Source organism: Larkinella punicea (assembly GCF_003334855.1).
Taxonomy (GTDB): domain Bacteria; phylum Bacteroidota; class Bacteroidia; order Cytophagales; family Spirosomataceae; genus Larkinella; species Larkinella punicea.
In genome coordinates, this window is sequence record NZ_QOWE01000011.1 from 95,011 (window position 1) to 108,409 (window position 13,399).

The 13,399-nt window shown below is 53.6% G+C and carries 10 protein-coding genes; 8 read left to right on the forward strand and 2 right to left on the reverse strand.

Features of this window, described 5'->3' with window-relative positions; translation table 11 throughout:
- Nucleotides 1-700 precede the first annotated feature (700 nt).
- Nucleotides 701-2,980 (forward strand): S9 family peptidase, encoded by a 2,280-nt coding sequence (locus DUE52_RS14830; RefSeq protein ID WP_114406805.1) that lies wholly within the window; start codon nt 701-703, stop codon nt 2,978-2,980.
- Nucleotides 2,981-3,380: 400 nt separating this feature from the next.
- On the opposite strand, the gene DUE52_RS32095 is transcribed toward DUE52_RS14830, so the two are convergent.
- Complete coding sequence (locus tag DUE52_RS32095; RefSeq protein WP_133299843.1) at nt 3,381-3,563, reverse strand: hypothetical protein; 183 nt, start codon at nt 3,561-3,563, stop codon at nt 3,381-3,383.
- Between the two features lie 56 nt (nt 3,564-3,619).
- Between DUE52_RS32095 and DUE52_RS14835 the strand changes: the two genes are divergently transcribed.
- The 6 genes from DUE52_RS14835 to DUE52_RS14860 all read left to right on the forward strand — a co-directional run bounded on the left by DUE52_RS14835 (nt 3,620) and on the right by DUE52_RS14860 (nt 11,756).
- Nucleotides 3,620-6,790: a SusC/RagA family TonB-linked outer membrane protein gene (locus tag DUE52_RS14835; RefSeq protein WP_114406806.1), complete on the forward strand. Its 3,171-nt coding sequence runs from the start codon at nt 3,620-3,622 to the stop codon at nt 6,788-6,790.
- Nucleotides 6,791-6,811: 21 nt separating this feature from the next.
- Entirely contained in the window at nt 6,812-8,278 is a 1,467-nt protein-coding gene (locus tag DUE52_RS14840; protein ID WP_114406807.1) for a SusD/RagB family nutrient-binding outer membrane lipoprotein, read from the forward strand.
- A gap of 24 nt (nt 8,279-8,302) precedes the next feature.
- Nucleotides 8,303-8,803, forward strand: coding sequence for a hypothetical protein (locus DUE52_RS14845; protein ID WP_114406808.1), 501 nt, complete (start codon nt 8,303-8,305; stop codon nt 8,801-8,803).
- A gap of 31 nt (nt 8,804-8,834) precedes the next feature.
- Nucleotides 8,835-9,983 (forward strand): pyridoxal phosphate-dependent aminotransferase, encoded by a 1,149-nt coding sequence (locus DUE52_RS14850; protein WP_114406809.1) that lies wholly within the window; start codon nt 8,835-8,837, stop codon nt 9,981-9,983.
- A gap of 74 nt (nt 9,984-10,057) precedes the next feature.
- A complete protein-coding gene (gene aroB, locus DUE52_RS14855) occupies nt 10,058-11,083 on the forward strand; it encodes a 3-dehydroquinate synthase (RefSeq protein ID WP_114406810.1) in 1,026 nt (341 codons plus the stop codon).
- Nucleotides 11,084-11,219: 136 nt separating this feature from the next.
- A complete protein-coding gene (locus tag DUE52_RS14860; protein ID WP_114406811.1) occupies nt 11,220-11,756 on the forward strand; it encodes a DUF4136 domain-containing protein in 537 nt (178 codons plus the stop codon).
- Between the two features lie 98 nt (nt 11,757-11,854).
- Here the strand turns inward: DUE52_RS14860 and gldA are convergent, their stop codons facing one another.
- Nucleotides 11,855-12,796 carry a gliding motility-associated ABC transporter ATP-binding subunit GldA gene (gene gldA, locus DUE52_RS14865; protein ID WP_114406812.1) on the reverse strand — a complete coding sequence of 314 codons (942 nt, stop codon included), beginning with the start codon at nt 12,794-12,796 and terminating at the stop codon, nt 11,855-11,857.
- Between the two features lie 155 nt (nt 12,797-12,951).
- On the opposite strand from gldA, the gene DUE52_RS14870 reads away from it, so the two are divergent.
- Entirely contained in the window at nt 12,952-13,395 is a 444-nt protein-coding gene (locus tag DUE52_RS14870) for a lysozyme inhibitor LprI family protein (protein WP_165840941.1), read from the forward strand.
- Nucleotides 13,396-13,399 lie beyond the last annotated feature (4 nt).

Genomic DNA, 13,399 nt, shown 5'->3' on the forward strand with positions numbered 1-13,399 from the left:
TTGGATATTGCCCCCCGTTGTGATAACGCCGTCCCCGGATGTTATCCGGGGCTAGTGATGTAAGCCTTTCAGGCTACTTTCGTTGGATCGGAGCACTCCGGAACAAGCCTGAAAGGCTCTCTATCATTAACCCCGGATAGCATCCGGGGGCATCCGACACGCCCCGAATGTGTCCGAACCCTGAAAGGGTTGAATCATGTCCCGATGGTATAACTCCGTTGGGGTAACGCCGTCCCCGTTGGGGTAATGCCCTCCCCGTTGGGATAATGCCGTCCCCGTCGGGATAACGCCCTCCCCGTCGAGATAACGCCCTCCCCGTCGAGATAACGCCCTCCCCGTTGGATAACGCCCTCCCCGTTGGATAACGCCCTCCCCGGATGTTATCCGGGGCTAGTGATGTAAGCCTTTCAGGCTACTTTCGTTGGATCGGAGCACTCCGAAACAAGCCTGAAAGGCTTTCTATCATTAACCCCGGATAGCATCCGGGGGCATCCGACACGTTCCGAGTGCGTCCCAACCCTGAAAGGGTTGAATCATGTCCCGTTGTGATGGTATGGCCCTCCGTTGTGATAACGCCTTCCGTTGTGATAACGCCCTCCCCGGATGTTATCCGGGGCTAGTGATGTAAGCCTTTCAGGCTTTGGGGTGTTGGTAGAGACGGGCTTTTTGTTATCTTCGGGAGTCATTCAGAAACAAACTCATGAAGAAAATTCTCCTCCTCGCAGCCGCTTTCGGGCTGTTGATTCCGTACGCTCACGCCCAAACCGGCAAACCGAAGATTACCGTAACCGATTTAACCCGCATCAAACAAGTGAGCGGTATTAAAACCTCGCCCGATGGCCAACAGGCGGTTTATACACTGACGACGATTGAACCGGATGCCGAGAAGAAAGACGAATACGAGTATAAGACCCATATCTATTTAACCGGCTTGAAGCGTAGCGACGCACCGTTCGGCGATCCAAAACCGCTGACCCACGGCAGCGAAAGTGCCCGGCAGCCCGACTGGTCACCCGATGGCAAATCGATTGCATTTGTGCGAACGGTGAAAGGCAAATCGCAGATTTTTGTGATGCCGCTCGGTGGGGGCGAAGCCTGGCAGTTGACCAAACTGAGCTACGGGGCTTCCAGTCCGCAATGGTCGCCGGACGGCAAACGGATTCTGTTTACGGCCAATGCTTCGTTGTCCGAAATTCTGAAAGACTCACTGCTGAACCGGGGAAAAACCGTGCCCGCCTGGTCGCTGGAAAAACCGGGTTTCGCGACCAATGATTTTATCAAAACGGACAAAACCGTGAAGGCAAACCCCGACGGATCGCTGGCCGAAATCCGGGCCTATCTGAACAAGGATGTGGAGGATAAAAAAGCAAAAGTCATCAACCGGCTCAATTTTCAGGGCGAATCGGCCACCGAACCCGAACTGAGTTTTACACACCTGTATGCGGTGGATGTCAAAGAGAACGCGACGCCGAAACCGTTGACGCACGGTTTTTATTCGTTTCAGGCCCCGGTCTGGATGCCCGACGGGCAGGGGATTCTGGCCGTAACCGACCGCGACACGCTCCGACACCCCGACCGCGAGCAGGATGCCGCGCTCATCTGGCTGGCGGCCGATGGGTCGGGCAAACGGATTAGCCTGTTGTCGGAAGTTGGTAAAACGTATTTCTCGCCTTCTGTTTCGCCCGATGGCCGTCAGTTGGTTTTGCTGACAAATGCCGCACAGGGCGTTAACGCGGGGCAGCTTGCCATTGCCGCCCTGAACGGCACGTCGGTTTCCGATTTACAGGTGGTTGCCTTCGACCGGGCGGCCGGCAATCTGACATGGGGTGCTGTATCGGTAGCAGGTTCGAAAAAGAAAAAATCACCCGTCACAACGGCCTATGCGGTATTTTTTACGGCCTCATCGAACGGCGGGGTACCTCTCTACCGGCTTGACCCGGCTACAAAGCAGGTAACCCAATTGTCGGATTTCGACAGTGGAATCAGTGCGTTCGATCTGGCGGGCGATCAGGTGGTGTTTGCCAAAACCGCTGTCGCCAATCCGTCGGAATTGTATACGGCGGCTTTTACAGGTGCTACGACGCAAAAACCGTTTACCGCCAATGCGGTGAAGCTGAGCAATCACAACGACTGGGTGGCCGCAAAAGCGTTGAGTTTTCCGGAAAAACGCACCTATAAAAATTCGAAAGGGCAGACGATCGAGTACTGGATTATGAAGCCCACGGCGGTTGCGGCAAACGAAGCGTCTGCTTCCACTAAGAAATACCCCTTGCTGCTCAACATGCACGGTGGCCCAACGGCGATGTGGGGACCCGGCGAAGCGTCGATGTGGCACGAATTTCAGTATTTCTGTTCGCAAGGCTACGGCGTGGTGTATGCCAATCCACGGGGATCGGGCGGGTATGGGATTGATTTTCAACGTGCCAACGTCAAAGACTGGGGAACCGGCCCGACCGAAGACGTGCTGGCAGCCGCGACCGATGCCGCCAAAGAAGCCTGGGTCGATACGAGTCGGCAGGTGATTACGGGCGGTTCATATGCGGGCTATCTGACGGCCTGGATTGTGGCCCACGATAACCGCTTCAAAGCCGCTTTTTCGCAGCGCGGGGTGTATGACCTCACGACGTTCATGGGTGAAGGCAACGCCTGGCGGCTGGTTCCGAATTATTTTGGGGGCTATCCGTGGCAAAAACAGGCCGCGGACGTGCTGGAAGCCAATTCGCCGTACACGTTTGTCGAAAACATCAAAACGCCCCTGTTGATCAAACACGGCGAAAACGATCTGCGGACGGGCGTCATCCAGAGTGAAATGCTTTACAAAAGCTTGAAGATACTGGGTCGCCCGGTCGAATACGTGCGGATGCCCGGCGGTACGCACGAGATGAGCCGATCTGGGAACGTGCGGCAGCGGATTGACCGGATGCTGCGGATTTACGAGTTTTTCGAGCGGTATATCGGCGAAAAGAACAACCGGCAATAGACAGGAACGCGGATTGGACGGATGCAACGGATGTCCACGGATAAAATCTGTTTTAATCCGTTATATCCGCCCAATCCGCGTTCCTGTCTATTGGATTTTAAGGAGAAATAATTTTACGTTACCAATGGTTACATTTGGCAAATGATATTTTTTTGAAAATTTTGTACGTATATACTTAAAAAAGTGACAATTTAATTTGGCAAATATATTGTTTTGCTTACTTTTGATATATCGACAAACCACAGTGACTTCTTTCTTTCTATAGGGCAATCCGCTGGCCGCACTACCGGAAAGCCCTGACCGGATCACCTGTCTTTTGCATGGAGCAAAGAAGATCCGGATTCGCTGCCTGAGAAATTCAGGGCAGTTCAACCATTCCGTTTAGCCTTAATCAAACCAATTACCGACGTCTGGTCGGCTGGGCATTGCTTTGCTCATTCGGATCAAAACCGTACCAGAAATGTCGGACAAAGCACTGAATCCGGAGCAATTCCGGATTGTCAGTCATTGTCATGCGCCCGGTTGCGGAGGGCGGTTCGGCGAAGCGGCCAGTGTCCGGTCGTCCAACGCTCCGGGTTTGCATGACAGTGGACGTGTTCAACTATCCATCTTTAACGTACTTTGTTAACCTAGCTGATTATGAGGAAAACGCTACTTTTACTAGTAGGGATGATCTGGTTGTCTGTAGTGGTTGCTACGGCCCAGACGCGTACGCTTACCGGTACCATTCTGGCGGCAGAAGAGGGGCCTCTCCCCGGGGCCAATGTCGTCGTTAAAGGCAGTACAACCGGGACGACCACCGACAACGAGGGCAAGTTCACCCTGAAAGTCCCCTCCGAAAACGCAACCATTATCATCAGTTCCATTGGTTTTCTGACCGAAGAAATCGCCATCGGTAATCGCTCTACGCTCGATTTAACGCTGAAAACGGACGTCAAGTCGCTGTCGGAGGTCGTGGTAACGGCTTTTGGGGTTGAGAAAGAAGTGAAATCACTCGGCTACGGGGTGCAGGAAATCAAAGGCACGGCACTCACCGAAGCGCGTTCGTCCAACGTCGTGAACGCCTTATCCGGTAAAGTGGCCGGTTTGCGGGTTAGCTCCAACGGCGGGCCGGGCAGCGGCTCCACCATCCAGATTCGGGGCGCATCATCGGTTTCGGGCAATAACCAGCCGCTGATCGTGGTCGATGGCGTACCGATTCAGCAATCCTTCGATAAAACGTACGGTTCCGGAATTTCGGAAGTGAACCCGGATAACATCAAGGAAATGAGCATTCTGAAAGGCCCGAATGCGGCTGCTCTGTATGGATCACGGGCGGCCAACGGGGTCATTCTGATCACGACCAAAAACGGAGCGGGAACGAAAGGCATCGGTGTTGAAATCAACTCCAACGTCACGTTCGAACGCCCCTGGATCAAACCCCAATTCCAGAACACGTATGGTGGTGGAAACGGCTACCGCACCTGGTATAACGACGGTTGGTCGGGTGCCATTACCGATCCACTTGAAGTGCAGCAATACCGGGCGGCTTACCCGACGGCTCCGCTGACCGGCACCGAAGGGACCGACGAAAGCTGGGGCGGACCCATGGACGGCCGGCTGGTTCGGCACTGGTGGTCGGGCAAGGAAGTGGCTCCACTGACGCCTAACCCCAACAACTGGGAAGATTTCTGGCAAACCGGCCAGACCATTACGAACAGCGTAGCGGTTTCGGGCGGTAACGACAAAGGAAGTTTCCGCTTGTCGGCCGGTCGGATGGATCAAAAAGGACTGATTTACTACAACGACTTCTACCGGAATAACTTCAAATTCAACTCCGCCTATAACTTCACCCCGAAATTCAGCGCAACCGTTTCGGCGGAATACATCAAATCGGGCGGTAACCGGAGCTACAGCAGCGGTCAGGAGTTCATCTGGGCGCACCGTCAAACGGATTACACCAAATTGCGCAACTGGCGGGATTACACCGATGTTCACATCCAGCGGGCCCTGCCTGGCAAACCCGCCGACACCGATCCCCCGAACTGGCAGCATACGTTCTTCACCAACCCGTATTATTCTTCGGAGTTGCTGCCGTCTAATAACGAAAAAGACCGGCTGGTGGGCAACATCGCGCTGAACTACAAAATCCTTCCGTCGCTGAGTCTGATGGTCCGGAGTGGAACCGACGTCTGGACCGATACGCGGATCAGTGTCAACAATTTCGAGCGGGTTCGGAACGGAAACCGGACGCCCGGGGCTTTCACGGAAGAAATTCTGCGTCGCCAGGAAACCAACCACGACGCCATCCTGACGTTCAACAAAGCCCTGAATTCGGATTTTTCGACCAATATTCAGGTCGGTGCGATCTCCCGGACAAACTATTACAAACGCAATTCGCTCGCCGTGGGTGAATTGGTGGTCGACGGCCTCTACAATGCCTCCAACGCCAACCCCAGCCGGAACACGGCCCAGAGCGCGATTGAAAAGTCGCAGGTCAACAGCGTATTCGGATCGTTGGAAGTAAGCTACAAAAACGCGCTCTTTTTGAACGCCACGGCCCGCAACGACTGGTCGAGCACGCTGCCCTCAAACAACCGCTCGTATTTCTACCCGTCCATCTCGGGGAGTGCGGTGATCACCGATCTTCTGAATGTGCAGAGCAATATTATTTCATTCGGTAAAATTCGGGCGAGCTGGGCGCAGGTTGGAAACGACGCATTGCCCTACCAGTTGCTGCAAACGTTCCGAGCCGGAACTTCCTGGGCGGGATCGACACCGGAGTTTTATGAAAACACCCAGATTGCCAACTCCACGCTGCGGCCGGAAATTACGACCGGAACCGAGTTGGGGCTTGACGTCCGCTTCCTGAAAGGACGGATTGGCCTGGACGTAACGTATTACGATCAGCTCTCCCGCGATCAGATTCTGGCCGTTGAAATCTCGAAATCAAGTGGTTACAACTCCCGCGTCCTCAACGCCGGTAAAATATCCAACAAAGGGCTGGAAGTGGTGCTGACTGGTACGCCCGTCAAAACCGCCACCGGTTTTAGCTGGGAAACGACCCTGAACTTCTCCCGCAACCGCAACAAAGTGCTGGAACTGGCCGAAGGGCTGACGACCTATACGCTGGCTACCCGGCAGGGATTGATCACGGAAGCGCGGGTTGGACAACCGTACGGCAGTTTCTTCGGAACCGGGTTTGAAAAAGCGCCCGATGGGCAGCGGATTTACAATGCCAATGGCTTGCCGGTGATTTCGACCACGCCCCGCACGCTGGGCAACGTTCAGCCGAAATGGACGGGTGGCTGGTTGAACAGCCTGACCTTCAAAGGCTTCTCGGTTTCGGCTTTGGTGGATGTGAAATGGGGGGGGGACTTCTTCGACGAAGGCACCGGCACCGCCCGCTGGACGGGTCAGTATGAAGAAACCGCCGTGGGCCGCGAAGAAGGCGTGATTGGCAAAGGCGTCTACAACGCCGGAACCGCCGAAGCACCCAACTACGTCCCCAACACGGTGATCGTACCGGCTAAAACCCTGATTGCCTACAACAACCCGCGCAGCTACCACGAAGCGTCGATTTACGACGGCAGTTACGTCAAACTCCGCGAAGCTACGATTGGCTACCAGTTACCGGCGGGTTTTCTGAACCGGGTCAAAATTCGCTCAGCCAAGATTTCTATTGTGGGCCGCAACCTGGCGATGCTGTTCAAAAACACCACCCACGTCGATCCTGAAGTGGACCGGTTTGGGGCTAACCAGCAGGGCTTTGCCTACGGTGAATTGCCCAGCTCGCGCAGCATCGGTGCCAACCTGAGTCTGTCATTTTAATTCCGACCAAACGATTTGACTATGAAGATCATAAAAGCACTTTTTGTGAGTATCGGTTTGATGACACTGGCGGGTTCCTGCACGTCGGAGTTTGACGAAATGAACGTCAGCCCGAACGATCCGACGGCCATCAGCCCCCAGTATCTGTTGCCCTATGCCCTCGAAGCATCCGTTGACCGCTATTGGGGCGTCCGGACCCGTTTTGAGCGTTTGAATCTGGACGGGGCCATGTGCTGGATGCAGTATCTGACCCGCAACATCTACTCGAACGAGGGGGATAACTACGAAGTTTCGGTTGGTTTTTACACCAACAACTGGAAAGGATTTTTCAACGACGCTCAGGTAAACTACCAGCGGATTATTACGCTGGCCGGGCCGGGTGGCCAATTCGAAAATGCCAATTACGAAGGCGTGGCGCTGGTGATGCGGTCGTGGGTATTTTCGTTGCTGGCCGATGTCTACGGGCCTATTCCGTATACCGAAGCATTGAAAGGCACGGCTGAATCGCCGAACTACACCCCGGTTTACGATCCGGTTGAAACGGTGTATGCCGGTTTGCTGAAAGACCTGAAAACCGCTAACGAAAAGTTGAGCGTGACGGGCCCGGCCATTGCCGGTGATATTCTGTACGGTGGTGATATTCTGAAATGGAAGAAGTTTGCCAACTCGCTGCGGTTGCGGCTGGCAAACCGTCAGGCCGTGAAAAAATCGGCGGAGTCGAAAGCCGTCATGGCCGAGATTCTGGGTAATGCAACGATCTATCCGGTTTTTACGAGCAATGCCGACAACGCCAAACTGACCAACTCCGCCGTGTTGCCCAGCAACAACGAGTGGCACCAGGTGATGATTCAGGACGGCCGGACCGACTGGAACATCAGCAAAACCCTGGCCGACCGGCTGAATGAACTGGGTGACAGCCGGATTACGGTCTACGCCCAGCCCAACAAAGCCGGAAAATACGAAGGTCACGCCAACGGATTGCCCGATGCGGTTGCTACGGCTTATCTTGGAACGAGTTCCTTACTGGGAACCTACTTTACGGCCCCGACGGCGCCGGCCGTCATCATGACGTTTTCGGAACTGAACCTGATTCTGGCCGAAGCGGCTGCGGATGGCGACATCACGGGCAGTGCACAGACGTATCTGGAAAAAGGCATCACCGCTTCCTTCGAACAATACGGCTTGACGGTACCCGCCGGGTATCTGGCCAAAGTCGGAACCGCTACCAAAACGACCATCATGGAGCAGAAGTGGATTTCGTTGTTCGGACAAGCCATCGAAGCCTGGACGGAATACCGCCGGACGGGGCTGCCGGTGCTGCCTGCGAAAGATTCCCGGTCGGTTTTCTCGAACGATGGGGTGCTGCCAACCCGCCTGAAGTATCCCACTTCGGAGTATTCCCTGAACAAAGTGAGTCTGGATAAAGGCATCTCCCTGCTCGGTGGAGCGGATGATATGAAGTCCAAATTGTGGTGGGTTGAGAAATAATTATAATTAACCATGAAGATGCGTATGAAGAGCTATAAATACCTTATTTTAAGTGGCTTAACGGTCGTGAGCAGCCTGCTCGCCGGGTGCGAAAAAACGGAAGATCCCTTTGTCGATCGCGTCGTTGCGCCGGTGCTGGTGCTGGTCGATGGGGCCTCCGACGGCGGTGGACAAACCGCCGAACCGGTGGTGACGCAGAAAATCACCGCACCGGTCGTGATGACCGTGAAAATTCTGGAACTGGACAAAAGCGGTATTCTGGACTATAAGGTGGGCATCGACTCCATTCCGGTAGCGTCATTAACTGTCAAGCTGATGAAACGGGAGGTGAAAGGCACGGCGACCGTCATGACGGCGATTGCCGATCTGAAAACCGATGCCACCGGAAAGGCCACCCTGACCAAAACCTGGGCGGAACTCGGTATTGCAGCGCCCGCCGTCGGCAGCAGTGTGTCGCTGACCTGGACGGGCGAATACAAAGGCCAGGCATTTTCCCGGTTGTCGCGGATTCAAGGGGTAAATTAAACGAAAACAAATATCTAACCACTTCTTTATTATGTCTCTTAATCGTCGTGAATGGCTCCGGTCCGGATTGCTCGCGGGTGTCGGTTTAGCCGCAGCCCCGGCCGCGTATTGTGAACCCTGGCTGGACAAGGCTGCGCCAGCCGGTGCCTTACCGCCAACGGCTCCCAAAGGTGCGCTGAAAGCACGTCTGTCGGCCAACGAAAATCCGTATGGTCCATCGCCAAAGGCGTTGAAAGCGATTAACGAAGCCGCTTCGGATGGCTTTTTGTATCCGTTTTCCTACGGCGCGCAATTGCAGAAAATGATTGCGGAAGAGGAAGGAGTAGCACCGGAGCAGATCCTGCTTTCGGCGGGTTCGGGCGCACTGCTGCACGCAACGGCTTTGCAGTATGCGTATGCCAGTCCGGGCAGCAGCGTTCTGTCGGCCGATCCAACCTACGAACAACTCGTTCGGGCGGCTGTGATGCACGGCATGACGTGGGACAAAGTACCCCTGACCAGCGGTACCTACGACCATAATCTGGAAGAAATGGAGAAGAAGGTCAACGACAAAACCGGTCTGGTTTATATCTGTAACCCCAACAACCCGACGGGCGTTACGATCAACCCGGAAAGCCTGCGGGCGTTTGTGGACCGCGTTTCGGCGAAAAAACCGGTATTTGTGGACGAAGCTTACATTCACTACACCGGCGATCCGAAGAAATACACGGTGATTGAGAACATCAAAAAAGGCCAGAATGTGATGGTGGCCAAGACGTTCTCGAAAATCTACGGCATGGCCGGTTTGCGGATGGGCTACATGGTGGGACAGCCGGATACGCTGAAAGCCATCTCGAAGTGGGGCGGTGGAGCCGGTAACCTGAGCATGACCACGTTGCGGGCTGCACTGGCGTGTTACAAAGACGAAGAATTTATCAAATATTCGCTGGGAAAAGGTCTGGAAGCCCGCGAGTTTCTGTATGCCACGCTGAAGCAAAATGGCTACACCTACCTGCCATCCGGCACCAACTTCGTGTTGTTCCCGATCCGGATGAAGGGCGACGATTTCACCAAGAAAATGATGGAAAACGGCGTGAGCGTTCGTCAGTGGAAATTTGACGGCCAGTTCTGGTGCCGCGTGAGCCTCGGGACAATGGATCAAATGAAATATTTCGCCGACGCGCTGAAAGTTATTTCCTAAGTACCGACGGACTTTCGTACCTTGAAATCGCTTCCGAAGGCTTACCTTTGGGAGCGATTTCTATATAACCACCTATGTCCGTTCACATTTCATCCCTGGCCGAAAGCTTGCCGGCTTTTCTAAAGCAGCACAATTATTCGGCCATTGCGGTTCTGGCCGATGCAAATACGAAGCGTCTTTGCTATCCGGCGATAAAAAATTTTTTACCGAAACATAAGATTATTACGGTTCGGGCGGGGGAAGAATTCAAGAATTTAGCGACTTGCGAAACCGTCTGGCAGGCCTTAACCGACGCCCAATTTGACCGCCATGCCCTGCTGATTGATCTCGGAGGGGGCGTAGTTGGCGATTTAGGCGGTTTTTGTGCGGCAACCTACAAGCGGGGCATCGATTTTATTCAGATTCCGACCACCTTATTGTCGCAGGTGGATGCGAGTGTGGGTGGAAAGTTAGGTATTGACTTTCACGGATTTAAAAACCATATTGGGGTCTTCAAACTACCGGAAACCGTTCTGATCGACACCGTTTTCTTTCAAACCTTACCGGAGTTGGAGTTGCGGTCGGGCTTTGCCGAAATCATCAAACATTGCCTGATTGCCGACGCGGCCAAATGGAACGTCATCCGTCGCCGGGATCTGCACCGGCAGGACTGGAATGATCTGGTGGCGCATTCGGTGGGCGTGAAAAAAAATATTGTCGAGCAAGATCCAAATGAGAAGGGAATACGTAAAATATTAAACTTCGGTCACACGCTGGGACATGCGCTCGAAACCCATTTCCTGGCCGATCCCAAACGCCGGTTGCTGCATGGCGAAGCCATTGCCGCCGGAATGATTGCCGAAGCCTTTATTGCCAAACGCAAAGGCCTGATCGAAACCGGGTTGCTGGAACAGATTGAAGAGTACCTGTTTTCCATCTACGGCCGGGTCAAACTGACGGATGCCGACCTGGAGCCGGTGTTGAAGCTGACGTTGCAGGACAAGAAAAACCGCAACGGCGAGGTTCGGATGGCCTTGCTGGACGGACCGGGAAGTTGCACCTACGATGTGCTGGTGACGAAAGCAGAAATGCGCCGGGCATTGGATTACTATCGAACCTAAACTAGTCTGTAAGCAGGGCCGCTCAAGCGGTTTTTTGAACCTTATAGCTAGACAATCACTATACCAATAGTACCATTCATTTTTAACCAGTTTGTCTATACGATTCAAATTTACAACCCTGTTAAACAGTCCGTTTATGAAACATTTTATCGGCGTTCTTGTGTTACTGGCTGTGGTTTCGCTGGCCGGATGCATGCCTGGGAAATTATTCGTTGAGCACGATTACAGCTACGAAGGGCATTTTAAAAACTATGAATCTTTTAACTTTCTGGAATGTGAGTATATCGACTCTACCCTGCTTTGCTCGGACATCCAGGAAGCCATTCGTCACCAGATGGAAGCACGGGGCTATAAAGTGGCCAACCGGGGGCCCAATCTGCTGATTTCCTACAATATTTTCCGCAACGACCTGCGTTTCAGAGGCTACCAGCAACCGGTTATCAAGGACTGGGTGGTGAGTGAAGATGGCGACGCAACCTACAAGCGCATCGACTACAACCTCGACGAAGGAACGCTGATGATTTCATTGATCGATGCCGATACCTATCAGGTGATCTGGAAAGGCTACGCATCCCGCGTAACCCGAAATCCGAACTTCAAGAATAATTATTTCAAGGGCATTGTCCGATCCATCTTCGATCAGTATCCGCTGATGGCATCTGCCCGAAAGTGAAGTAAAAATTAAATAACGAATATTGAACGCTGAATAGCGAATAACGAAATAAAGAGGCAGCGCCACTTCGTTATTCGCTATTCAGCGTTCAATATTCGTTATTTATTGGTTGGTGTTGTCAACTGTTTAAACACCCCCTCCAGATTGCTTTCCTGCTGTTTCAGGCCGACGAGGGTCAGGTTTTTATCGGCGGCTAACCGGAACACAGCGGCTCGCAGGTCGCTGTCTTGGTGGGCCGTCAGCCGGTAGCGGTTTTCACCCAGTGCCTCGATGCGCAGAATGCCGGGAAGCGCGTTCAGGACCGACACATCCTCCAGATCCCGCTCGAATTCGGCCACGACGGCGACCGAACCGTCGGATGTTTCCCGCAACTGACTCAATTGCCCATCCGCCACAATCCGGCCCCGGTTAATGATGATGACCCGCTCGCAGAGGGCTTCGACCTCCTGCATGATGTGGGTTGAAAACAACACGGTTTTTTCACGCCCGACTTCCCGAATCACTTGGCGGATTTCCGTAAGCTGATTGGGGTCAAGTCCCGTGGTGGGTTCGTCCAGAATCAGAACGGGCGGGTTGTGAATCAGCGCCTGCGCCAGCCCGACGCGCTGCCGGTATCCTTTCGACAACTGCCCGATTTTCTTGCGTTGCTCCAGTTCCAGCCCCACCAATCCGATCATCTCCGTGACCCGCCGACTCAGCCCGGAACCCCGCAAACCGTGGAGCGATCCCGCGAAGTGCAGAAACTCCTTCACGTACATGTCGAGGTAGAGCGGATTATGCTCCGGCAGATAGCCCAAACTTCGCCGTACATCGATTGAATTCGTTCGAACGTCAAAACCATTCACGACAACCGTGCCTTCGGTAGGGGGCAGATACGCCGTCGCAATTTTCATCGTCGTAGACTTTCCGGCCCCGTTGGGCCCCAGAAATCCCACGATCTCACCCGGCTGAACGGAAAAGGAAATCCCGTCGACCGCGCGCTGGGCCGTTTCGCCGGTTCGGGCGTAGAGTTTAGTCAGGTTTTGTACCAGAATGGACATCGGTCAATACGAAAATGCAAAGAGACAGTGTGCAAGGTAAAAAAACAATGCGAAGTCCCTCTATTAACGGCGTTTTTGGAAAACCGCTTTTAATACCAAAAACAATTTTTATTTTTAGCTTTCCGTTCAGCCTGAAACGGGTTGAAACAACTGCAATGAGAACAAAGCACATCGGCATGGTAGTGGGTTGCCTGATGGCCATCAGTACCTGGGCACAGCGACCGGCGGCCCAAAGTCCCGCACTGGAACACATCGATATTCTCAGTCATCCGCCGGATGTGCTCACCAACTGTGACAGCGCCCAAACGCAGACGGATCTGAATTTATGCGCCCAGATGCGGTTTCAGAAAGCCGACCACGAATTGAATGCGGTTTACAAACAGTTGATCGGGCTGGTTTCGAAAGACGAGAAAGCCATCGTGATGGAAGCCCAGCGGCAGTGGATCGTTTACCGCGATGCACACTGCAAAATTTACGAAAAAATGTACGAAGGCGGTTCCGCGCTTCTTATGGTGATTGCCAACTGTAAGGAAGCCACCACCCTGAGCCGGATTACCGAATTAAAAGAACTAGTAGCCGAACGAAAACTTAGACAATAGACGC